This window comes from Oribacterium sp. HCP28S3_H8 (assembly GCF_052064775.1).
Taxonomy (GTDB): Bacteria; Bacillota; Clostridia; order Lachnospirales; family Lachnospiraceae; genus Oribacterium.
In genome coordinates, this window is the sequence record NZ_JBQHUZ010000001.1 from 362,861 (window position 1) to 386,396 (window position 23,536).

The following is a 23,536-nucleotide window of genomic DNA, read 5'->3' on the forward strand; positions in this document are numbered from 1 at the left end:
AGTATACAATATATACAATATGCCTTTTAATATTGACATTAACTTGATGACTATAACACAAGTCCCCATGATTTACAAGAAAGCTTTGTAATCTTTGAGGAGGTCATAGCATCTTAAACGGGTAAGCTCGGCATATTTACGGAGGTAATCCAGGTTTTCTGTCATGCCGCTTTTTGTATTGCTGATTTCCTTCATTGCCTCAAGATTTCTGGATTGCAGAAATTCTTTTTCCGACTCATGAAATGCATCTTTCTCCGACTCCTCAAGATGGCTTGTAATGACATTGGAAATCCGATTCAGCTCCTGATTCCAAAGCTCTGCGATCCTCTCATACTTATCCCGTGTGGAAATCCCCCGGTTTCCATTAAGATAGGCAGTGATTTGTCCGTCAAGCTCCTGAAGCTCCGTTGTGAGATCCTGAAGCGTCGCTGCATCCCTGGTATCCTCGGATGATGCAGGATCCTCCGGAATAATCAATTGCTCCAGAGTTTCCTCCGGAGCAGCATCTGCTTCCGATGCAATTTCATAAGCCTTAAGCTTCCGGTCAAGATAAATCCGGAAGCTCAGGGTAAAAACGACGGTAAATGTCAATAGCCCCAGAATCAGAAGACACATCCGTTTTGATATAAATTTCAATCTGTAACTCCTGCTTAGCGCATCCACTTGTTATAGAGATTCAGAATCTGATCCGTAAACTTATTAAGATCCTTGTTGGCGCCTCCGTAGTTTGCCTTAACCGCAGCTTCCAGCTTACGGTACGCAGACAGCAGTCTCTCGAATGCTGTATCGCTTGACTTCTTACGCCGCTTGGCAAGTCCGGTGGAGGCTTCTGCGATGCCCTCCGGCAGTTCCTTCACAAACGGCACCGGAGCTGCCACATAAATCCAGCGGTCGGCTGCAAGATCAAAGATCGAACCAGAGTACGGACAATCCACCGTATCTCCCGTCTTGTCTGTGATCAGCTGCGCAAGCGTCTTCATCGAGTCATCATCTCCATGCACAAGGAAAACCCGTTCCGGTTTCTTTTCATACGCAGAGATCCAGTCCAGAAGCCCCTTTTGATCGGCATGTGAGGACATGTCCGGCATCGTTGCAATCTCTGCCTTTACCGCAATTTCCTCTCCAAACAGCTTGATGTACTCGGCACCGTCCAGAAGCACTCTGCCGAGTGTACCTTCTGCCTGATACCCGGCAAAGACAATAGTACTCTCCGGTCTCCATACATTGTACTTGATATGGTGACGGATTCTGCCGGCGTCGCACATACCGGATGCCGATATAATGACCTTGGGTGTTTCATCATAGTTGATTGCCTTGGATTCATCCAGTGTAATCGACAGGTTCAGCCCCGGGAAGAAAATCGGGTTGATACCCTTTTCCACGCATTTCCGGGTTTCTTCATCATAGCAGTCCTTAAGATTTTGTGAGAACACATGTGTAGCATCCACAGCAAGCGGACTATCTACATATACAGGGAATCCATCATGTCCGTGGATCAAATGCTCCTGCTTGATAATCCGGTAAAGATACAGAAGCTCCTGTGTTCTGCCCACTGCAAAAGATGGAATAACCACATTTCCGCCTCTGTCCAGCGTCCTCTGCGTAATGGACACGAGATCCTTGAGATGATCCGTACTGTTATCATGCAGACGATCTCCGTAGGTGGACTCCATAATGACATAATCCGCATCCTTTATATACTGCGGGTCACGGATCAACGGCTTATTGAAGTTTCCGATATCTCCGGAAAATACCAGTTTTTTATCAACGCCATCCTCATGGATAAATACTTCAATGGAAGCAGAGCCCAGGAGATGTCCTGCATCAATAAATCTTACCTTGATGCCATCTGCGAGCTCGATCATTTCATTGTAATTCACTCCACGGAACTGATCCAGGACATTGGACGCATCATTAAGATCATAGATTGGAGCCACATCCTCCTTGCCGGCGCGTCTTCCCTTCCGGTTCCGGTACTCTGCCTCCTGCATCTGGATATGCGCACTGTCACGCAGCATGATATCTGCCAGCGCCTTTGTTGCACGCGTTGTGACGATGGTTCCGGTAAAGCCGTTTTTATAGGCATACGGCAGCATCCCGGAGTGATCGATATGTGCATGCGTCAATAAAATGTAGTCAAGCTGTGAGAACTTTATCGGGAGCTCCGCATTTTCATAATGGTTTGCGCCCTGCTCCATACCACAGTCGATTGCAATATTCAATCCGCAGGCCTCCAAAAGATGCAATGATCCGGTTACCTCATGATCCGCACCGATAAACGTGAGCTTCATACTTCCTCCTTTTCCCGTTGATTTTTTAATTTATTTCACTACAGGAAAACCCTAACGGATCCTCTCTGCAAAATGTTTCTGTTTACACCAATTCCAAATCAAAATCCATAACAAAAAATTATGGATGCAAAAAGAACCTTGCTGATTCTATTATATCAGCGAGGTTCCTCTTTATCCATACATTGTTTATAAGTCTTGCATTTAAAAGCTTCTAGCGTCTGAAAGTTTCTGAACCAAAGCATTCTGAATACAAGCTTCTGTATTTAAACTGTAAATTCTTTAAAAGCATACATACTAAAGCGTCTTTGATTACTCGGACAGATATGCTGCCTTAACCTTAGGATCATTGGCAAGATCATGTGCCGTACCTTCAATGGTGATTTTACCAGTCTCAAGTACATACGCACGGTCAGCGATGGCTAGTGCCTTGTTGGCATTCTGCTCAACCAGAAGTACCGTAACACCGGACTCGTGTATCTTTTCAATGATATTGAAAATCTCATTTACATAAATCGGAGAGAGACCCATGGATGGCTCATCCATAACGATCATCTGCGGATGGCTCATAAGTGCCCGCCCCATGGCAAGCATCTGCTGTTCACCACCTGACAACGTACCGGCAACCTGGTTCTTTCTCTCCTCAAGTCTCGGGAAGTGGTGATATACCGTGTTGAGTGTTTCCTCTATTTCCGCCTTGTCTTTTCTGGTATATGCTCCCAGCATCAGGTTCTGAAGTACCGTAAGCGTTGCAAAAACACGTCTGCCCTCCGGTACATGCGCAAGACCCATACCTACAAGCTCATGTCCCGGAATATGTGTAATGTCCTTGCCATTATACGTGATCTTACCGGATCTTGACGGGATCAGTCCGGTGATCGTCTGCAACGTAGTAGTCTTGCCGGCGCCGTTGGCACCAATCAGTGTAACAATTTCACCCTGATCTACATGAAAGGAAATCCCCTTAAGAGCATGAATTACACCATAATATACATTTAAGTCCTGGACATCCAGTAATGTGCTCATTCTGTTTCCTCCTTAATCGCCGAGATAAGCCTTGATGACAGCCGGATCGTGCAGTACCTGAGAGGTTTCTCCCTGCTTCAGAACCTGTCCGAAATTCAGAACCGTAAGCCGGTCGCAGATACCCGAAACAAGCTTCATGTCGTGCTCTATGAGCAGGATCGTCATATCAAACTGATCTCTGACAAGACGAATCGTCCGCATGAGTTCCTCGGTCTCATTAGGATTCATACCTGCAGCAGGCTCATCCAGAAGAAGCAGCTTTGGCTCTGTTGCCAGAGCTCTGGCGATTTCCAGCTTACGCTGCTGACCATACGGCAGATTGGATGCCTTATAATCCTTGAAATCTTCCAGTTCAAATACACTCAGAAGCTTCATGGCTTCCTCATTCATCGCCTTTTCTGTTTTGTAATACTTCGGCGTACGTAAAATTCCATCCAGCGTAGAATAAACATAATGGTTGTGCAAGCCGGCTTTTACATTATCAAGCACGGAAAGCTGTGAAAACAGACGAATATTCTGGAAGGTTCTGGCAATTCCCTTTTTATTGATATCCACCGGATTGAGGCCTGTGATATTGTTGCCATCCAGGATGACCTGTCCTGTCGTCGGCTTATACACACCTGTAAGCAGGTTAAATACCGTGGTCTTGCCTGCTCCGTTAGGACCAATCAGACCATAAAGCTCGTTTTTTTCAATCTGAACACTGAAATTATCTACAGCCTTGAGACCTCCGAAGGAAATGCCCAGGCTCTGAACATCGAGTAGTGACATATTATCTGGTCTCCTTTCCGTCCTCTGCCGGATGCTTTGTAAAACGGTAGAATACTCTCTCACGCAGCTGGATCAAAGCCGGTGCAGAGGTAAACAGCATCATAAGGATCAGTACAACTGCATAAATCAGCATACGGTAGTCGTTAAGGCCTCTCAGTACCTCCGGAAGCAGTGTCAGAATCACAGCCGCAATGACAGAGCCTCTGATGTTTCCGATGCCTCCCATTACAACAAAGACAAGGATCATAATCGACTGGTTATAGCCGAAGTTCTTGGGCAGCGCCTGCAGTGAGCTCAGGTTGTGCGCATAGAGTACACCTCCGACACCTGCGATTGCAGCGGAAATGGTAAATGCCAGTGTCTTATACTCTGTAACATTAAGACCGATGGACTCAGCCGCGATCCGGTTATCACGAATCGCCATGATTGCTCTTCCTGTTCTCGAGTTTACAAGATGAAGAACGATAAAAAGAGAAATCAAAAGCAGGATCACCCCGATGGTAAAGTTTGACATCTTGGGGTTACCGGTAATTCCCTGTGCTCCCTTGATGATCACGGTACCACCCTTTTCCAGACCGAGTGCCATATTATCCTTAAGGGAGAAATGCGGCCCATGGCTGTCAACGCCAAAATACAGGGCATTGATAAGGTTCTTTATGATCTCACCAAAAGCAAGCGTTACAATGGCAAGGTAGTCTCCTTTTAAACGAAGGACGGGGATACTGATCAGAAATCCAAACAAAGCAGCGACAGCCGCGCCGATCAGAATTGCAATGATGAAGCGAAGCATCTCCGGCATTGCAGAATCCTTCATCAGCATGGACCAGGTTGCAGATGAAAACGCACCGAGGCACATAAATCCTGCATGTCCGAGAGACAGCTCTCCAGAGATACCAACTACCAGATTCAGGCTGACTGCCATAATACTGTAAATACAGAGCGGTACCAGAAGTCCTTTAAACAGAGAGCTTACATTTCCGGTCTTAAGCAGAATTTCAATGATCACGTAGACAAGTATAATCATGCCATAGGTGACAAAATTGCTTTTAAACATCGAGGATTTTGCGGATTTTGTTTTCATACCTGTGTCACACTTTCTCCATGATCTTTTTGCCAAGGATACCTGTCGGTTTAACCAGCAAAACAATGATCAATACTGAAAATACAATTGCATCAGAAAGCTTGGAGGAAATGTATGCTTTGGAAAGGTTCTCCAGCACGCCAAGGATAATGCCTCCAACAAAGGCTCCCGGGATCGATCCGATGCCTCCAAGTACGGCTGCAACAAATGCCTTGATACCGGGCATTGCTCCGGTGGTCGGTGTAAGCGTCGGATAAGCCGAGCAGAGAAGCACTCCGGCGATCGCAGCAAGTGCAGAACCAATGGCAAATGTGAGTGAAATAGTAGCATTAACATTCACGCCCATAAGCGTAGCTGCTCCTTTATCCTCGGACACTGCCAGCATCGCCTGACCGGCTTTGGTTTTATTAATGAATGTAACAAGTCCTGCTACAATCACGATGCAGACCACAATCGTCACAATTGTTTCACCGGAAATTGTCAATGCACCATTGGCAAAATGGAGCGGCTGGATCGGGACAAAGGATGTAAAGCTTTTGGGGTTGGCTCCGAAAATCAGCAGCGCCAGGTTTTGTAACAGATAGGAAACACCAATAGCGGTAATCAGTACGGAAAGGGAATTTGCCTGCCGCAGCGGTTTATAGGCAACTCGCTCAATAACAATGCCGAGTACCGTACATACCACGATGGAAATCAGTGTAGCTACCGGAATCGGAAGACCAAGGGAGTTAAATGCAATAAATGCAGCATACCCGCCGACCATCAGGATATCGCCATGTGCAAAATTGAGCATTTTGGCAATGCCATACACCATCGTGTAGCCCAGAGCTATGATTGCATAGACAGATCCAAGGCTTACACCACTCAGCAAATAGGAAATGAAGCTCATCATCTCTTTTACCTTACCTCTCGTGCTTCTTAAAACTTACAAAGCCGGACTCATATCTAATCCGGGTGAATCTTTAAACAATAAAGGGCTGCTTATACAAGCAACCCTTTATGCTCTCATTAATAATAGCGTTTTTCCGGAAATAATACAAATAAAAATATATTATTCAGCAGAAACGTAAGCGCCGTCCTTGATAACAACAGCCTTCGGCTCCTTATCAACATCGCCTTTCTCATCCCAAGTCATGCCGGAACCTGTGATACCATCAAACTTAAGGGTCTTCATCTGCTCTTCCATTGCTGTACCGATCTCATCTACGGACATATCCGGAGTGATGTTGGCAGCCTCTGCAGCAGCCTTTACGATATATGCAGCATCATAAGCATCTGCAGCAAACTGGATCGGGGTCTCATTATATGCAGCCTTGTACTTTGTAACAAAGTTTACGGTTGCATCATCCTTGGCATCTGCAGCAAACGGTGTCAGAAGCATCAGACCTTCGGCAAGCTTGGTATCAAAGTTGTCAACATTAAGGATTCCATCCATACCATCACAGCCAAAGAACTTAGGAGCAAATCCCATGGTGTTGGCCTGTGTAAGTACCAGAGCAGCCTCTGTATAATAGAACGGAAGGAATACAAGCTCTGCACCGGCATCCTTCATCTTCTGGAGCTGTGTGGAGAAGTCCTTATTGGAATCAGCAGTGAACTGCTCATCTGCAACAATCTCAAGTCCCTGATTTGGAGCTTCCTCAACAAAGGCATCATGAATACCGGAAGAGTAAACATCGGATGAATCATAGATGATACCGATCTTGGTAGCCAGCTGATGTTTACCGATATACTCTGCGGACTTTGTGCCCTGTGCCGGATCGGAGAAGCATACACGGTATACATTCTTAGGTGCGGTACAATCAACTGCAGAACCTGACGGAGAAATCAGGAACATGTTATCATTCTCGGATTCTGTACCAACGGCAATGGTCGGAGCAGAGGTTGTAGGTCCGATCAGCATCTGCATACCCTGATCCTTCAGAGAGTTGTATGCATTGATTGCCTTCTCCTGATCATGCTCATCATCAGCGGTGATATACTTTACCTTGTATCCGTTGATACCGCCCTTTTCATTGATTTCATCAAGAGCAACCTTGGCACCATTAACAACGGCATTACCATAAACAGCTGCAGCACCGGTCAGAGGACCCTGTCCGCCGATGATCCACTCTTTATCAGAAGATGCAGCATCACCTGCAGCAGCAGTTGTTTCTGCACCCGCAGCAGCGGAAGAAGCAGCTTCTGAAGCAGCAGTTGTTTCTACACCTGCAGCAGCGGTTGTAGCATTAGGTGTGGAAGAAGATCCACAAGCAGCGAGTGACATAACCATGGCGCCAGCCATAACAGCACTTAATACTTTCTTCATAATTTATATCCTCCTCGTTTTATCCTGAAATATTCCGAAATGAATGTTAACGGATAAAACTTTGAGTAGATTATATGAGACACAGGAATGAAAGTCAATTCTTATATAACATAAAATATGTATTTTGAGTATTAATATATCTACAAATTATAGTAGTTATAATCAGTAGTGATTGTATGTTGTTTTACTCTCCCGTTTTCCTTCATGCATTTAAGGCATTTCAAATTTAAGAGCGGAATGCTCTGTCCTGCGATCACGCATCATCAGATCCTGAACGGCATCCTTTACCGGCTTTCCTTCAAACAAAATCCGGTTGACCTCCTCCACAATCGGCATCTGGACCTGATACTTCTCTGCAAGCTCCTTACCGGACTTCGCCGCATATACGCCTTCTACAACCTGACCGACCTCCTGCATGGCTTCCTGCGCTGTTTTACCCTGCCCGATCAAAATGCCCGCTCTCCTGTTCCGGGAATGCATCGAAGCACAAGTAACCACAAGATCTCCGATGCCGCTGAGTCCGGCAAAGGTTTCCGCTTTCCCGCCCATTTTGATTCCAAGCCGGGTAATTTCCGCAATTCCTCTTGTAATTAATGCTGCCTTGGAGTTGTCTCCATATCCAATCCCATCCGCGATGCCTGCTGCAAGTGCGATTACATTTTTGAGCGCACCTCCGATCTCGATTCCCTTTAGATCCGGGCTGATGTAGACACGAAAGTATGGACTCATAAACACATCCTGAATCGTTTTAGCTATGTGCTCCCGATGTGCACCGGCTACAATGGTGGTCGGTAAGGCACGCGCCACCTCCTCTGCATGAGAGGGTCCGGAAAGAACCGCCGCATCTACCCCGGGAATTTCCGACTCAATGATCTCTGTCATGGTCATAAGACTCCCGGATTCAATTCCCTTGGCAACGTCTACAACAATCTGTCCGGGCTTCACATAGGAAGCGATCTCTCTGGCGGTTGAACGAATGTAAGGAGATGCAACCGCCAGCACCAGGAGGTCACTTTCCACAACAGTATTCACGAGATCCATGGTGATGGTTACATTCGCAGGGATCACCGCACCTGGCAAATTTTTATGGGACCGTTTTGTCCTGAGCCAGTCGGCGTCCTCCTGTCCCCGGGTGCGAAGCATCACCTGATGCCCGTTATGGGCAAGTACCATGGCAAGCGCCGTCCCCCAGGTTCCGGCTCCAATGACTCCGATCTTCATACAAGCACCTCATTTTCCTTTAATAATTAGCCCATTAGCCGCAGCTTACTTTTTACCGCCACTGCTGAGTTTGTTTTCCCTGCCCTGCATCAGACGAACCAGATTGGAACGGTGCTGAAAGATCCCAAGCGCTGCTACGACAAAGACAATCATGCACACCTCAGGATAAATCTGCATGGAAAAAGGAAGCCATCCTGTCCTTCCAAGTATAAGTGTAGACAGAAAAAACGCTGACATACCAATTATGGATCCAAGACTTACATATCTTGTCACGGCAACAATCAGGACAAACATTGTAAGCAAAATGATTGCGAGCCGCCAGTCAAAGGCAATGATCAGCGCTCCTGTACATGCAACCCCCTTTCCGCCATGCAGCTTTGGGATGCAGGTAAAATCATGTCCGAGGATTGCTCCAAGACCGGTGTACAGAGTAATTAATGTACTTTCATCCTCCGAAAGCGGCTTCCAAAGCATGTGCAAAATCAGGATCGGCAAAATCGTTTTAGCGATGTCCATCAGCAGCACAGTACAACCGGCTCTCTTCCCCAGTGTACGGAGAATGTTGGTGCTGCCGGGATTGCCGGATCCCTCTTTAAAGATGTCCACACCCTGGGATTTTGCATACAAATAGCCATTAGGGATGTTTCCAAACGCATATCCTATCAGAAGTGCAAGGACGATATGGCTAAGCTCCATCAGATTTCCTCTCCTTCTCCTCTTTCACGGATAATAAACTTGATCGGCGTACCATGGAAGCCAAATGCTTCACGGATCTGGTTTTCGATATAACGGGTATAAGAAAAATGCATCAGCTCCCGATCGTTTACAAAAATCACAAAGGTTGGTGGTTCGACACCGGTCTGGGTAATGTAAAAGAGCTTGAGGCGCTTGCCCTTGTCGGAAGGCGGCTGCTTCATGGCTACGGCTTTGGTCATAATCTCATTCAGCACGCCGGTTTTGATCCGGAGCGTCTGACTCTGACGGATCTGCTCAATCATACCAAAAATATTGTTGAGACGCTGTCCTGTCACTGCAGAGATAAAAAGATACTCCGCATACGGCATGTAAGAAAATTTCTCCATCAGCTTCTCGGTAAACTCCTTCATGGTTTTGTCATTTTTTTCAATGGCATCCCACTTATTGACAGCAATAATGACTCCCTTACCGGACTCATGCGCAATCCCCGCGATTCTTGCGTCTCCTTCCGTAATTCCCTGCGTAGCATCAATCAAAACGATACAGATATCCGCACGATCTACCGCAGCAACGGTACGAATGACCGAATATCTCTCAATGTCATCCTCAATCTTACCCTTACGGCGCAGTCCTGCAGTGTCAATAAATACATAATGCTGTCCATCATGTACAATCTCCGTATCAATGGCATCCCGGGTTGTACCGGCAATATCCGACACAATCACTCGATTCTGTCCGAGCAGCTTATTAATGAGAGAACTCTTACCGACATTGGGCTTTCCAATCAGCGCTACCTTGACGGCATCATCTTCCTCCTCTTCCTCTGCCTCCAACGGGAAATGCTTGACAACCTCATCCAGCATGTCACCGATTCCAAGCTGATTGACAGAAGATACACCAAACGGATCTCCCAGTCCCAGATTGTAAAATTCATAGATATCATTGCCGAATTTCTGGAAGCTGTCCACTTTATTGACGCAAAGTACAACTGGCTTATGAGATTTCCGTAGCATATCGGCAACCTCATAATCTGCGTCTACAACGCCGGACTTCACATCCGTAACAAAAATGATCACATCTGCCGTATCAATGGCAAGCTGTGCCTGCGTACGCATCTGCTTCAAAATCACATCATTGGAGTCCGGCTCGATACCACCGGTATCCACCAGAGTAAATTCATTGTGCAGCCACTCTGCGTCCGCATAAATACGGTCTCTTGTAACACCGGGAGTGTCCTTCACGATAGAAATCTGCTTACCGGCGATAGCATTAAACAGTGTTGATTTTCCTACATTAGGGCGGCCAACCACCGCAACAATCACTTTTCTCATATACTAAAGCGTTCTCTCCTCAAGGGCATACAGCCCGCATTTTTAAAATCAGCCAATTTATTTTAGCATGATACGATGGATAAGGCAATCCGTTGTACTTCGGGCTGTTCCTGCCTGTTACAGTCCTGCTGCAGCAAGGGGGACCTCCTCTACAGATAACAAAACAGGGAGGCGGTCAAAAGACCGTCTCCCCTAAGGAAAATCTTAAAGCAAGAATCAATTGTTGTAGAGGTCATTGAGCTTCTTGAGATGCTCATAACGCTCCTGAGCTTCCATCTGGTTCTTCTCGTCCAGAGCCTTAGCTCTCTCCGGGTTCTTGAGTCCAAGTGAAAGGTAACGAACCTCACCCTTAAGGAACTCCTGGTAGCCAGTGTAATCCGGCTCCTTGGAATCCAGAGTAAACTTCTTGTCACCGCCGTTCGGGTTGAACCGGAAGTTGTTCCAGTATCCGGACTGAAGTGCAAGCTTCTCCTCGGTCATAGCCTTAGCCATGCCCTTCTTGATACCATGGTTGATACATGGAGCATACGCAATGATCAGAGATGGTCCCGGATAAGCCTCAGCCTCAGCGATGGCCTTAACTGTCTGCTGCATATCGCCGCCCATATTAACATGAGCTACATATACATAACCATAGGACATTGCAATACCTGCAAGATCCTTCTTCTTGGTTTCCTTACCAGCAGCAGCGAACTGAGCAACCGCACCTGACGGAGTAGCCTTGGAGGACTGTCCACCTGTGTTGGAGTAAACCTCAGTATCAAATACCATTACGTTGATATCCTTGCCGGAAGCAAGTACATGGTCAAGTCCGCCAAATCCGATATCATAAGCCCATCCATCACCACCGAAGATCCACTGGCTCTTCTTAGCAAGGAAGTCTTTATTCTTTACAAGATCCTTGGACAGATCATCTGTCTTATCAGCAAGAGCTGCAAGAAGCTTATCTGTAGCTGCACCGTTAGCAGCGCCAACTGCAAATGTATCAAGCCACTCCTGAGCAACTTCCTTAACGGAAGCATCGGTCTCAGCAAGCTTCTCAACTTCCTTCTTCAGTCTGCCGCGGATTGCGTTCTGAGCAAGCAGCATACCATATCCGAACTCAGCGTTATCCTCAAACAGTGAGTTGTCCCAAGCCGGGCCCTGTCCCTTGGCATTGACTGTGTACGGTGTAGAAGGTGAAGAGTTACCCCAGATAGAGGAGCATCCAGTTGCGTTAGCGATGTACATTCTGTTACCGAACAGCTGTGTGATCAGCTTAGCATACGGAGTCTCACCACATCCAGGACAAGCGCCGGAGAACTCAAGCAGCGGCTGCTTGAACTGTGAACCCTTAACAGATACTTCCTTGAACTTAGCAACAACGTCATCCTTAACAGGAAGCTTAACTGCATAGTCAAAGTACTTCTGTCTGTCGAGCTCATCGGCGATCGGCTTCATTGTAAGAGCCTTCTCACCCTTCATACCAGGACATGTGTTAGCGCAGGATCCGCATCCGGTACAATCCAGAACAGAAACCTTAATGCCGAACTTATATCCAGCCATACCATTGAGTGGCTTAAACTGATCTCCCTCAGGAGCCTGAGCTGCTTCAGCATCTGTATAAGCAAACGGACGAATTGCAGCGTGCGGACATACATAGGAGCAGAAGTTACACTCGATACAGTTATCCGGATTCCACTGAGGAACATTAACCGCAATGCCTCTTTTCTCATATGCTGCAGTTCCGGAAGGTGTAGAACCATCTACATAGTCCTTGAAAGCAGATACTGGAAGGCCATTACCCTCCTGAGCAGATACAGCGTTCTGAATGTTGTTGACGAAGTCAAGTACATCCTTAGCGCCCTCGGTCTTATCCTTGAACTCAAGACCCTCATCCTGTGCATTAGCCCAGTCAGCCGGGATCTCAACCTTCTCAAATGCGTTAGCGCCGGCATCAATTGCTGCCCAGTTCTTTTCAACGACATCCTGTCCCTTACGGCCGTATGTCTTCTGTGCAGCTTCCTTCATGAGACGGTTAGCCTCTTCCTTAGGAATGATACCTGTCAGAGTAAAGAATGCGGACTGAAGAATGGTGTTGATACGTGTCGGGCCCATGCCTGTCTCAATACCAATCTTTACACCGTTGATGATGTAGAAATTGATCTTGTGATCATACATGTACTTCTTAACCTGTCCAGGGATATGCTCACCGATTTCATCCTTGGTCCATACGCAGTTCAGAAGGAACGTACCGCCATCTACAAGCTCCTGAACCATGTTGAACTTGGTCATGTAAGCAGGATTATGGCAGGCAACGAAGTTTGCTCTGTGGATCAGGTAAGTTGACTTGATCGGCTTCTTACCAAATCTCAGGTGAGACATGGTTACACCACCGGACTTCTTGGAGTCATAGTCAAAATAAGCCTGAGCGTACATATCGGTATTATCGCCGATGATCTTGATGGAGTTCTTGTTAGCACCTACGGTACCATCTGCACCAAGACCCCAGAACTTGCAGTTAACAGTGCCTTCCGGAGTAGTAACAAGAGCCGGACCGGTTGTAAGAGAAAGATGTGTTACATCATCATCAATACCGATGGTGAATCTCTTCTTATCTACGTTGTCATAAACAGCAACGATCTGTGCCGGAGTTGTATCCTTGGAACCAAGACCATAACGTCCGGAAAGAACGGTTGCATTCTGGAACTCTGTGCCCTGCAGAGCAGCGACTACATCGAGATACAGCGGCTCACCGATGGAACCAGGCTCCTTGGTTCTGTCAAGAACAGAAATCACCTTGGTTGTCTTTGGCAGAGCAGCTACAAAAGCGTCCTTGGAGAACGGTCTGTAAAGTCTTACCTTTACAACGCCGACCTTAGCGCCGGAATTCTTTACCATGTAGTCGATGGTCTCCTCAATGGTATCATTGACAGAACCCATAGCAACGATTACATGCTCCGCATCCTCTGCGCCATAGTAATTGAAGAGCTTATAGTCTGTACCGATCTTGGCATTAACCTTATCCATGTACTCCTGAACAATAGCAGGAAGTGCATCATAGTATGGGTTGCATGCCTCACGAGCCTGGAAAAATACATCCGGGTTCTGTGCAGAGCCTCTCTCAACCGGATGATTCGGGTTAAGTGCATGTGCTCTGAACTCATCAATATACTGCCAGTCTACAAGGTCCTTAAGATCCTCGTAGTCCCACTCCTCAATCTTCTGAATCTCATGAGAAGTTCTGAAACCATCAAAGAAGTTGATGAATGGAATCTTTCCCTTAAGTGCAGCAAGGTGAGCTACCGGAGTAAGATCCATAACCTCCTGTACAGAAGACTCACAGAGCATTGCAGCACCGGTCTGACGGCAAGCCATAACATCAGAGTGATCGCCGAAGATGTTCAGTGCGTGTGTGGCAACGCAACGAGCTGATACATCAAATACACCAGGAAGCTGCTCACCAGCTACCTTGTAAAGATCAGGGATCATCAGAAGCAGACCCTGTGATGCGGTGAAGGTAGTTGTAAGAGCACCGGCAGCAAGAGAACCGTGAACTGCACCTGCAGCACCAGCCTCTGACTGCATCTCGGTAACCTGAACGGTCTCGCCGAGAATGTTCTTTCTACCTTCAGTTGCCCACTCATCAACATGCTCAGGCATGACAGATGAAGGAGTGATAGGATAGATAGCGGCTACTTCAGTAAATGCATATGATGCATGTGCAGCAGCCTGATTTCCATCCATGGTTTTCATTTTTCTTGCCATAAGAATTCCTCCTAAAAAAATGAATAATCCATATAGGATGCGTTACATATATGAAAACCCATCAGCATGGGGTATCATACACGACTAAAGTATAGCATTTTTACCTAAAAAATCAAAGGAAAACCAGCCCGTACGGAAATAAATACAAGTAAATACCGGTAAAAATCAGGCTTTGTATTTGCATTCATACAAAAAAGAGAAGCCCAGGACGAACCAGACTTCTCTTTTTCTGACATATGCTTTTCTTTTAAGAATTTATTTCATTATATGCAACGCTGTTTTAAGCAAGCAGCTCTAACTCAGACACCGCCGGGACCATCGGAAATGATCGCGCCGCCTTCATTCACAGGTGCATCAATCTCATCCGAATCTCCTGTATTGCTGCTGACGGTCGGTGCCTCTACAATTTCAGCCTTCTCCGTGGTCTCCTGCGCCGTGGTTTCCGTCTTTTTAGGCTCCGTAGCTGCCTTTTCCGTTGCCTTTGCTGCGCTTGTTTCAGAGGAAGGACCACCTGCAGCGCTCTCTCCGCCTGCGTGCGTTTCCTGAGCAGCCGCTGCTTTCGTGGTTTCTGCCGCGCTGCCGGATGCTGCTGTCGTCGCCTGGGCAGAAGCATAAACCTTAGGTGTATGTCCCTTATATGTGGTATAGTGATCCTTTACCTTTTCGGTTGATCCATCTGCATTGGTGATGATTTTATATGCCTGCCATTCACTGCCCTGGGATCCCTTGGAGGTATCTCCTGAAGTGATTACAACCGGATTTGGCATCGGCAGATCCTTTACCTTCTCCGAAGTAAGCGACCACTTTACGCCCTTTGGCAATACCCTGACGCCATAGATCTGTACCGTAACTGTCTGATCAGAATACCATGCACGGATACCAATGTTATGACTCGAGTTGTTGACGAAACGGTAATCCGGTCCCGGCCAGGATACGGTAGCGTCCATACCCGGAGTTACATAATTCGGCGCAAAGGTATGAGACCGGCGATAAGTTGTGGTAAGTCCGGAACGGAATACCGCATTATACAGGGTTGTGGAAACCTGGCAGACACCGCCTCCTACCTCCTGTACAACCTCTCCGTTATTATAGGCTGCCGCTGCGCCGTAGCCCTTGGCTTCTGTTCTCTGTCCGACAGTATTGTTAAAAGAGAACTCCTCGCCCGGACGCAGAATCGTACCATTGATGGCTGCTGCCGCAAGCTTGATATTCCCGTTACGCACAGAGTTGCTTGTGGTTTCTGTCTGATAGGATCCGATCGTATCATACTGATCCTTGATCGATGTGGAGGATGCGGAAACCACCTCGCCTTCTGTCTTGATCTGCTGGTCATAAGAACCGGATTTGATGGCATCCATAACCTTGGAAGCGGTATCCTTGACATTTACTGCATATCCGTTGACGGAACCTCCAAAAACAAACTCTCCACTGGAGGAATCGTATTTTGTGATATCTCCGTTTTCCGGATCCATCTTCCAGACCGCTGCGAGCTGTGTAACATAATCCGTAATCTGCTCCGACATATCCGGAAGCTCCAGCACATAATCTGCCGACGCTGCTTTAGTGGTTTCCGAAGACTCCGCAGCCGACTCTGACGAGCCCTGTGTGCCGGTTTCCGCAGCATTTGTCGTCTCCTCTGCCTTTTTTGTCAGCTGATCCGCACCCTTGGATTCATAATCCTTAAAAATCTGATCTACGTAACTGTCAATATCCTCACCAATAAGATCCGGCACAGAATACTGTGTCTTCTCCGGACGGATCGTTACCTTTGCAAGTGGATTGTCAACCTGCGTTACTTCCTCCGTGCCTTCATCATCAGAGCTTCCCTTGGCGGAAGCTGCTTCCGACTCTTTAGGAAGCTCCGGCATCTTAAAGCTGTCAATCGACGGATTGGCATTGACAATAACAAGATTCCAGGTATACGCCGCCTTTAATGCATTTTCCACCTGCTCCCGGTCCATGCCGTTCATATTGAGCAGCTTTGCATCCGGTGAAATCTGGCTGTAATCAAGATACAGATCTGTACGTATTACATTCGGATCAAACTGGGCGCTTGTCTCCTCCGCCCCGGCTCCCATACTTGTGGTTTCCGTCGCATCAGCCTTAGCAGAAAAAATTGTATTTTTAGCGAGGAAACCCAGTCCTACCACAAGAACCGCAGCGATCGCGATTCCTCCGATCAAAAAACCTCTGCCGGAATGTTCATCATCATGCCTCTTGTCATAGTTATTACCGGATGAGCCGGAATTATAGGAATATCCGCTGCCTGCTCTTTTAGCAGAAGTGGTTCTCCTGCTGCTTCCCTCTGCATTTCTTGGTCCGGTATATCCACTTCTGAGCCGGGATGCGGTTCTGCTCCGGGACATACCACGCTCCCGGGATACTCCTCTTACATTCTGATCATTTCTGTTCATCTCATATCCTCTATATAAAAATAAAAAGCTCTTATTTACAGTGCCTACTATTCTAGCATAATTTCAAAAATTGTATATTGCCAATTTCATATAAAATCTTAAAGAAAGCTTACACAAAACTATCGTATTTCAAAGCCGTACAAGGATAATTGATAATGATTCTCAGATGAATTGCACGGAATCTGTCAGGTATTTTCTCAGATACATTACGGATCCTTCCGAAAAAAATCATAGACTGCTCTCGCAGCGTATACATCCATGTGCGGGCATGCGGTAAGCTCCTCAAGGCTCGCTTTTTTGATATGATCCACATCACGAAACCGGCTCATCAGAGCGCGTTTTCTAACACTTCCGATTCCGGGGATATCATCCAATATGGATTTGATCTGATTTTTACTACGGAGAGACCTGTGGTACTCAATGGCAAAGCGGTGTACCTCATCCTGGATCCGGGTCATGAGCTTAAAGGCATCACTGTTTGTATCAACCGGCAGTTCTTCATCGTGATATAGCAGAGCTCTGGTGCGATGATGATCGTCCTTAACCATACCCGCAACGACAACGGAATCAATCCCCAGGCCTGCCAGAACCTCCTCACAGACATGCACCTGTCCCTTGCCTCCATCCATCAGAATCAGATCCGGAAAGACAGAAAAGGACCCCATCTCGTTTTCTTTACCGGATTTTGCATTCGCCTCCATCTCATTAAGACCATGCTGGAATCGGCGGGTCAGCATTTCCTGCATGGAGGCATAGTCATCCTGTCCCTGCACCGAGCGGATCCGGAATTTCCGATAGTCATTGTTTTTAGGCTGTCCGTTGACATAAACCACCATGGATCCTACATTTAAAGCGCCCATGGTATTGGAAATATCATAGGATTCAATCCGCCGTGGAGGCTCCGGCATATGAAGAATCTTCTGGAGCTCCACAAGAGCCCGGCTGGTCTTCTTTTCTTCCTCCCTGTACTGCTGACGATAGCGGTTCATCAGGATCCCGGCATTGGTTACTGCAAGCTCAACCAGCTTTTCCTTCTGACCGATCTGCGGTGTCCGGATGCTGACCTTTTTTCCCTTCAGCTGACTCAGCCACGCGCTCAGTACCGGTGCCTCCGGAAGCTCTGTCTGGACCCAAAGCTCCTTGGGGATAAACGGCGTGCCATTGTAATACTGCTTGATAAAATCAGTCAGAATCTCCGCATCCTCCGCTTCCCGGTCTATGTCAATAAACTGATGATCTCTGCCGATAATTTTGCCATCCCGTACAAAGAAAATCTGAATGACACAGTCGCTCCATTCCCGCCGCATGCCGATGATATCACGGTCCTCGGTGTCATAAGCCGTGATTTTCTGACGGTTCTGTATTGCCTCAATTGCCTGGATCTCGTCTCTTAACTGGATCGCTGTTTCAAAATCCAGGTTATCCGAGGCTCTTGTCATCTTGCGCGCAAGCTCCTTTATGATGTCGTCATATTTTCCGTTAAGAAAGTCGAGTACCTTGCCAACCTGTATCAGATAATCCGCGCGCGACTGCCTGCCAATGCATGGAGCATCACATTGATGAATGTCATAATAAATGCACTTGTTGTTGAGCGGATGATCCTCCGAAAACACCTTGCTGCAGTTCCTGATATGAAAGGTTTTACGAATCAGCTCTATAACCTCTCTCACCTGATCCATGGATGCATATGGTCCGTAGTACCTTGCACGGTCCCGTCCACGCTTTCGTACCGCTATAACCCTGGGAAACGGTTCATCCATCGTCACCTTAATATAGGGATAATTTTTATCATCCTTTAGGAGTGTATTGTATCTCGGCTTATATTCCTTAATCAGATTGGATTCCAGAATCAGCGCCTCAAGCTCGGAATCCACCACGATATACTCAAAACGTTCAATCAGGCTCACCATCTGCTGGATTTTAGCAGATTTTTTATAAGATTTCTGAAAATACTGCTTAACCCGGTTTTTGAGGACCTTTGCCTTACCGACATAAATTACCTCGTCCTTAGGTCCGTGCATCAAATAAACTCCCGGCATGGCCGGGAGTTTCGTAAGCTCTTCCTGTATATTAAATCTGGTATGATCTGTCATCCTGATGATATCCCTCCCGGGGCTGTTCCTGATGCAACATATATATGATCAATGCTCTGATGACGCAAGAAAAGCGTCCCAGTTATAGTCATTGGCGGCATTCCAGAGGATCCACTCCTCATACCCCTGATCATAAACCGCCTTGATTTCCTGCCGGATTTCCTTTGCACCATAGTTTATATGGTATGGCAGCCAGGAAGCCGTAAATGCCTGCAGCCACGGCCTCACAATTGCCTGATGTATGCCTTCACTTTGATTGAGAGTAAGCGACTTCCGGGATGCATTAAGCGCGCCGCTGATACTGCCATATGGATCCGTATCAGGATGCTCAATGCCAAAATTACCGTCGCCATAATGAGATGGATAAATCATCGGACACATATAATCCACGCAGGATGCCATAACAGGATAATCCTGTCCTACCGCTGCGGCATCAACATAGGATCCGATAATCGTACCAAAAACATCTGCAGAGACAAAGATATTTTTTTCTGCTGCGCGGTCAGAGATATACTGCATAAACTCGGTAATGATGTCAGTTTTAGACCGTCCCTGTGTATCGTCCTCTGTGTAAACTACATCCTTCATGCCCTGCTCGGTGCAGAAGCGCACATAATCGAACTGGACTTCATCAAAGCCTGCATCCGCGCAATCGTCCGCAACCTCCGCAAGATACTCCCAGTATTCTTTTTTGTAGGGATTGACCCACGCCATGCCCGAATTATCATAAAAAAGACTGCCGTCCGATTTTGTGTTCATCCATTCAGGACGAACTGTGGCAAGATAAGGGTCACGGAATGTAACGAGTCTGGCGATGGCATAAATGCCATGCTCATGCAGCTTGGAAATAAGCCCGGGCAGGTCAGGAATTGTATCTGTCTGAGAAGCCAGCTCTTGAACCTCGGGCGACTCTGCCGGAAAGGCAATCTGCCCCCGGTCATTTTTGATGTCAATTACTACTGCATTTAACTCTGTCTCGTCAATATGAGAAATAATATCTTCCATGCGGGAGGACCCCGCCGTGGCGTCGGTTAGATAAATACCCTTTACCTTAACCCTTTCTCTGCTGATTTCCTTCTTTTTCCAGGTCTTGGCTTCCATCGCAGCCGCCTCCGAGGCTTCCGCAATGGAAGCTTCTATGGACTGCTTCTCTCTGGAAGCTGCAAACTGTGACTCCGCCGCCAGCTCGGACTCATATTGCTTTAGTTCGTCCGACTTGTTGATTTTATAGACAAGTGGTTCCCTTTTCTGGCAGCCAATCAGCGCGAGGCAGAGGATCGTTACAAGCGTAAAAATCTTCTTCATGTTTGACCTCGTATATATCAGCCATAATACGGGTTCATTATACCACTTTTCTCTTATTCTTCAACTTTTTATGGGACAGAGTCACCATTTATAGCCATTTTCCCCTATTTTAATGACTCTGCGATGGCACATGCCAGTGCATCAAGGGCCTCAAGGTTAAAGGTTGCCGACTTGACAGTGAGTGTTTCTCCCACCTGCTCCATATTTTTCATCGAGTCCAGCTCCGCTTTCAAAAGCTTACCTGCAGCAGGCGCCCAGGTACCATTTTCAATGATGGCATATTTTTTATTCTGTACAGTAAGCGCCTTCATATCCTGAATCAGATTTTCCATCTTTGGGAAAAGTCCGTTATTATATGTAGTAGCGCCAAAGACGATATGCGATACACGGAAGCTCTCGGAAATCAGTACCGATACATCCGTTTTGGAAACATCATATACTGCAATATTTTTAACGCCTTTTTCAGCAAGACGAAGCGTAAGTGCATTGATGACAGACTCTGTATTGCCGTACACTGAGTTGTAAAATACTGCCACAGCCTTGTCTTCCGCTTCATACTTTGACCACTTGTCATATAAGCCGACAATGAAGTCGAGGTCCTCTCTCCAGACCGGTCCGTGCAGCGGGCAGATCATCCGGATCTCAAGCTTGCAGGCTTTTTTCAGTACATTCTGCACCTGCATCCCATATTTACCGACAATATTGGAGTAATATCTTCTGGCGTCATCCGTAAAATCCTTTGCCTTATAATTCATCTCATCCGCAAACAGATTTCCATTATTTGTGCCAAATACGCCAAATGCATCTGCGGAGAACAGAATTCCGTCCGTTTTGTCATATGTGAACATAACCTCCGGCCAATGCACCATCGGAGCCATCACAAACGACAGCACATGTTTTCCAAGGCTTAATTCATCTCCCTCCTTAACTACCAGCTTCTGCTCCTCTGTCAGTGCCAGCGTAAAGAACTGGCTTATCATCTGGAAGGTTTTAGCAGTGGAAACCACCTGGATTTCCGGATAACGCAGTACGATTTCATCGATCAGTGCGCAATGATCCGGCTCCATATGGTTGACAATCAGATAATCTAGCTTGCGCCCGCACAAAACATGCTCCAGGTTTTCCAGAAACTGTTTCCCTGCTGTATGATCCACCGTATCCAGAAGAGCTGTTTTTTCATCCTGGATAAGATAGGAATTATAGGTTACTCCACGGTCCAACGGAAAGATGTTTTCAAAAAGATGAAGACGACGGTCCTCCACTCCAAGGTAGGTAATATCGTCCTTCAGATTTCTCACTGCATACATTGCTAACTCCTTTTGTCAGATCACTGACATATTTTTATCATTCTGCTTCAGTTTAACATTATTTAAAGTATCAGTCTATAGGCTCTTATGACAAGCTGATAAACATTATCGTTTTATTTTGGATACAATTTTAATCCATGCCATCCTTGCTTTGCGGTATATAGATTCCGTGAAAGTCTGACAATGACAAAAGAAAACCGGACAAAAGTAAATTTTAAAGTCAAAGAGGCTTTATTTATGTAAAAAAAGACTCCAGAGAAAACTCTCTGAAGTCTTTGATCATCTCATTTATGAGGATTAAGCCTCAACCTTGATAATCTCACGCTTATTGTAAGATCCGCAAACCTTGCAGACTCTGTGAGGCATAACAAGAGCACCACACTTTGAGCACTTTACAAGATTAACAGCACCCATCTTCCAGTTAGCTCTTCTAGAATCTCTGTGAGCCTTGGATGATTTATTCTTAGGACAGATTGACATTTCTCTACACCTCCTTCGTCATACCCGGCTATTATAGCCAAACGGTTTTTCTATGTCAAGCAGATTTCGATAAAAAACCCGCCTTTTTCACACTCGTACTACAATACTACATCGTCTTATAAAACGCAAGTATTATTTTATTATTTTAGAAAAAATACCGGTGACACAAAATTCTGCCACCGGAAAATATGCTTATTATGACCTTGCTTACAGAGTTAATCAGCCCTGTACAAGACGCAGTGTATCTCTTGCGATCGCAAGCTCCTCGTTGGTCGGAATCATAAAGATCTTAACCTTGGAATCATCTGTTGAAATCAGTGCAGCCTTGCCGCGAACCTTATTTCTCTCCGGGTCAATCTTTGCACCAAGATATCCGAGGTAATTCTCTACGATAAATGCACGAGTATAAGCGTCATTCTCGCCTACACCGGCGGTAAAGGTAATGGCGTCAACACCATTCATTGCGGCAACATAGGCGCCAATGTACTTGGCAACTCTGTACCGGAATGCATCCAGAGCTACTGCTGCCATGTGATTGCCCTCTTTAGCAGCCTTCTCAACATCACGGAAATCAGAGGAAACACCGGACATGCCAAGCACGCCGGACTTCTTATTCAGTACATTCAGTGCCTCATCCACAGTAATATGCTCATGATTGCAGAGGAACTGTACTACAGCCGGATCAATATCTCCGGAACGTGTACCCATGATCAGACCCTCAAGCGGAGTAAGACCCATGGAAGTATCTACGCCCTTGCCGCCAATGGATGCAGAGATGGAAGCACCGTTTCCAAGGTGGCATACAATAACCTTAGCCTTTTCCGGATCAAGATGACCGAATTTAATCGTCTCACCGGAAACAAAGGTATGAGATGTGCCGTGGAAGCCGTATCTTCTGATACCGTACTTCTCATAGTATTCTGTCGGAATCGCATAATAGAACGCCTTCTCCGGCAGGGACATACCAAAGGTAGTATCAAATACAGCAACGTTTGGCTTGCCCGGTACAATCTTCTCACATGCCTCGATACCGGTAAGGTTTGCAGGGTTATGCAGAGGTCCCAGATCAAAGCAGCTGCGGATAACATCCTTAACATGCTGATCTACAACAGTGGACTGGGTAATTTCCTTACCTCCATGGAGAACTCTGTGGCCGATCGCATTGATCTCATCTACAGAAGAAACAACGCCATGATCCTTATCTGTAAGAGCATCAAATACAAGCTTTACAGCAACATCATGATTCTCCATCGGTGTCTCAAGCTCAAAATCCTCTTTGCCGGGAACCTTATGTGTAAGCTTGGAACCAGCAATACCGATTCGCTCGCAGAGACCCTTGGCAAGGACAGCCTCAGTATCCATGTCGATCAGCTGGTACTTGAGGGAGGAAGATCCACAGTTAATAACAAGAATTTTCATTGGTTTATATTTTCCTTTCAGATGTTGTAAGGGGGACAGTCCTGACGGC

The 23,536-nt window shown here is 46.5% G+C and carries 17 protein-coding genes; all 17 read right to left on the minus strand.

Features of this window, described 5'->3' with window-relative positions; all coding sequences use genetic code 11:
- Nucleotides 1–72: 72 nt before the first annotated feature.
- A complete protein-coding gene (locus ACTNEN_RS01675; protein ID WP_441204324.1) occupies nt 73–636 on the minus strand; it encodes a lysozyme inhibitor LprI family protein in 564 nt (187 codons plus the stop codon).
- Between the two features lie 14 nt (nt 637–650).
- Nucleotides 651–2,291: an MBL fold metallo-hydrolase RNA specificity domain-containing protein gene (locus tag ACTNEN_RS01680; RefSeq protein WP_441204325.1), complete on the minus strand. Its 1,641-nt coding sequence runs from the start codon at nt 2,289–2,291 to the stop codon at nt 651–653.
- 309 nt (nt 2,292–2,600) lie between these two features.
- The gene (locus tag ACTNEN_RS01685) at nt 2,601–3,314 is read right to left on the minus strand and encodes an ABC transporter ATP-binding protein (protein WP_441204326.1); all 714 of its coding nucleotides are present in this window, start codon (nt 3,312–3,314) and stop codon (nt 2,601–2,603) included.
- A gap of 12 nt (nt 3,315–3,326) precedes the next feature.
- Complete coding sequence (locus ACTNEN_RS01690) at nt 3,327–4,085, minus strand: ABC transporter ATP-binding protein (RefSeq protein WP_441204327.1); 759 nt, start codon at nt 4,083–4,085, stop codon at nt 3,327–3,329.
- A gap of 1 nt (nt 4,086) precedes the next feature.
- Nucleotides 4,087–5,166 (minus strand): branched-chain amino acid ABC transporter permease, encoded by a 1,080-nt coding sequence (locus ACTNEN_RS01695; protein ID WP_441204328.1) that lies wholly within the window; start codon nt 5,164–5,166, stop codon nt 4,087–4,089.
- Nucleotides 5,167–5,173: 7 nt separating this feature from the next.
- A complete protein-coding gene (locus ACTNEN_RS01700; RefSeq protein WP_441204410.1) occupies nt 5,174–6,055 on the minus strand; it encodes a branched-chain amino acid ABC transporter permease in 882 nt (293 codons plus the stop codon).
- 162 nt (nt 6,056–6,217) lie between these two features.
- The gene (locus ACTNEN_RS01705) at nt 6,218–7,477 is read right to left on the minus strand and encodes an ABC transporter substrate-binding protein (RefSeq protein ID WP_441204411.1); all 1,260 of its coding nucleotides are present in this window, start codon (nt 7,475–7,477) and stop codon (nt 6,218–6,220) included.
- 207 nt (nt 7,478–7,684) lie between these two features.
- Entirely contained in the window at nt 7,685–8,695 is a 1,011-nt protein-coding gene (locus tag ACTNEN_RS01710) for an NAD(P)H-dependent glycerol-3-phosphate dehydrogenase (RefSeq protein ID WP_441204329.1), read from the minus strand.
- A gap of 45 nt (nt 8,696–8,740) precedes the next feature.
- Nucleotides 8,741–9,391, minus strand: coding sequence for a glycerol-3-phosphate acyltransferase (locus ACTNEN_RS01715; RefSeq protein ID WP_441204330.1), 651 nt, complete (start codon nt 9,389–9,391; stop codon nt 8,741–8,743).
- Nucleotides 9,391–10,722, minus strand: coding sequence for a ribosome biogenesis GTPase Der (gene der / locus ACTNEN_RS01720; RefSeq protein ID WP_441204331.1), 1,332 nt, complete (start codon nt 10,720–10,722; stop codon nt 9,391–9,393). The genes ACTNEN_RS01715 and der overlap by 1 nt, the downstream gene beginning before the upstream one ends.
- Before the next feature lie 216 nt (nt 10,723–10,938).
- The gene (nifJ, locus tag ACTNEN_RS01725; protein WP_441204332.1) at nt 10,939–14,469 is read right to left on the minus strand and encodes a pyruvate:ferredoxin (flavodoxin) oxidoreductase; all 3,531 of its coding nucleotides are present in this window, start codon (nt 14,467–14,469) and stop codon (nt 10,939–10,941) included.
- Between the two features lie 299 nt (nt 14,470–14,768).
- Nucleotides 14,769–16,883 carry a VanW family protein gene (locus ACTNEN_RS01730; protein ID WP_441204333.1) on the minus strand — a complete coding sequence of 705 codons (2,115 nt, stop codon included), beginning with the start codon at nt 16,881–16,883 and terminating at the stop codon, nt 14,769–14,771.
- Nucleotides 16,884–17,089: 206 nt separating this feature from the next.
- The gene (gene uvrC, locus ACTNEN_RS01735; protein ID WP_441204334.1) at nt 17,090–18,976 is read right to left on the minus strand and encodes an excinuclease ABC subunit UvrC; all 1,887 of its coding nucleotides are present in this window, start codon (nt 18,974–18,976) and stop codon (nt 17,090–17,092) included.
- A 48-nt stretch (nt 18,977–19,024) separates the two neighbouring features.
- A complete protein-coding gene (locus tag ACTNEN_RS01740) occupies nt 19,025–20,281 on the minus strand; it encodes a putative glycoside hydrolase (protein ID WP_441204335.1) in 1,257 nt (418 codons plus the stop codon).
- 104 nt (nt 20,282–20,385) lie between these two features.
- Nucleotides 20,386–21,588: an FprA family A-type flavoprotein gene (locus ACTNEN_RS01745; RefSeq protein ID WP_441204336.1), complete on the minus strand. Its 1,203-nt coding sequence runs from the start codon at nt 21,586–21,588 to the stop codon at nt 20,386–20,388.
- Between the two features lie 297 nt (nt 21,589–21,885).
- Complete coding sequence (rpmF, locus tag ACTNEN_RS01750; protein ID WP_441204337.1) at nt 21,886–22,068, minus strand: 50S ribosomal protein L32; 183 nt, start codon at nt 22,066–22,068, stop codon at nt 21,886–21,888.
- 219 nt (nt 22,069–22,287) lie between these two features.
- Entirely contained in the window at nt 22,288–23,487 is a 1,200-nt protein-coding gene (locus ACTNEN_RS01755) for an acetate/propionate family kinase (RefSeq protein WP_441204338.1), read from the minus strand.
- Nucleotides 23,488–23,536 lie beyond the last annotated feature (49 nt).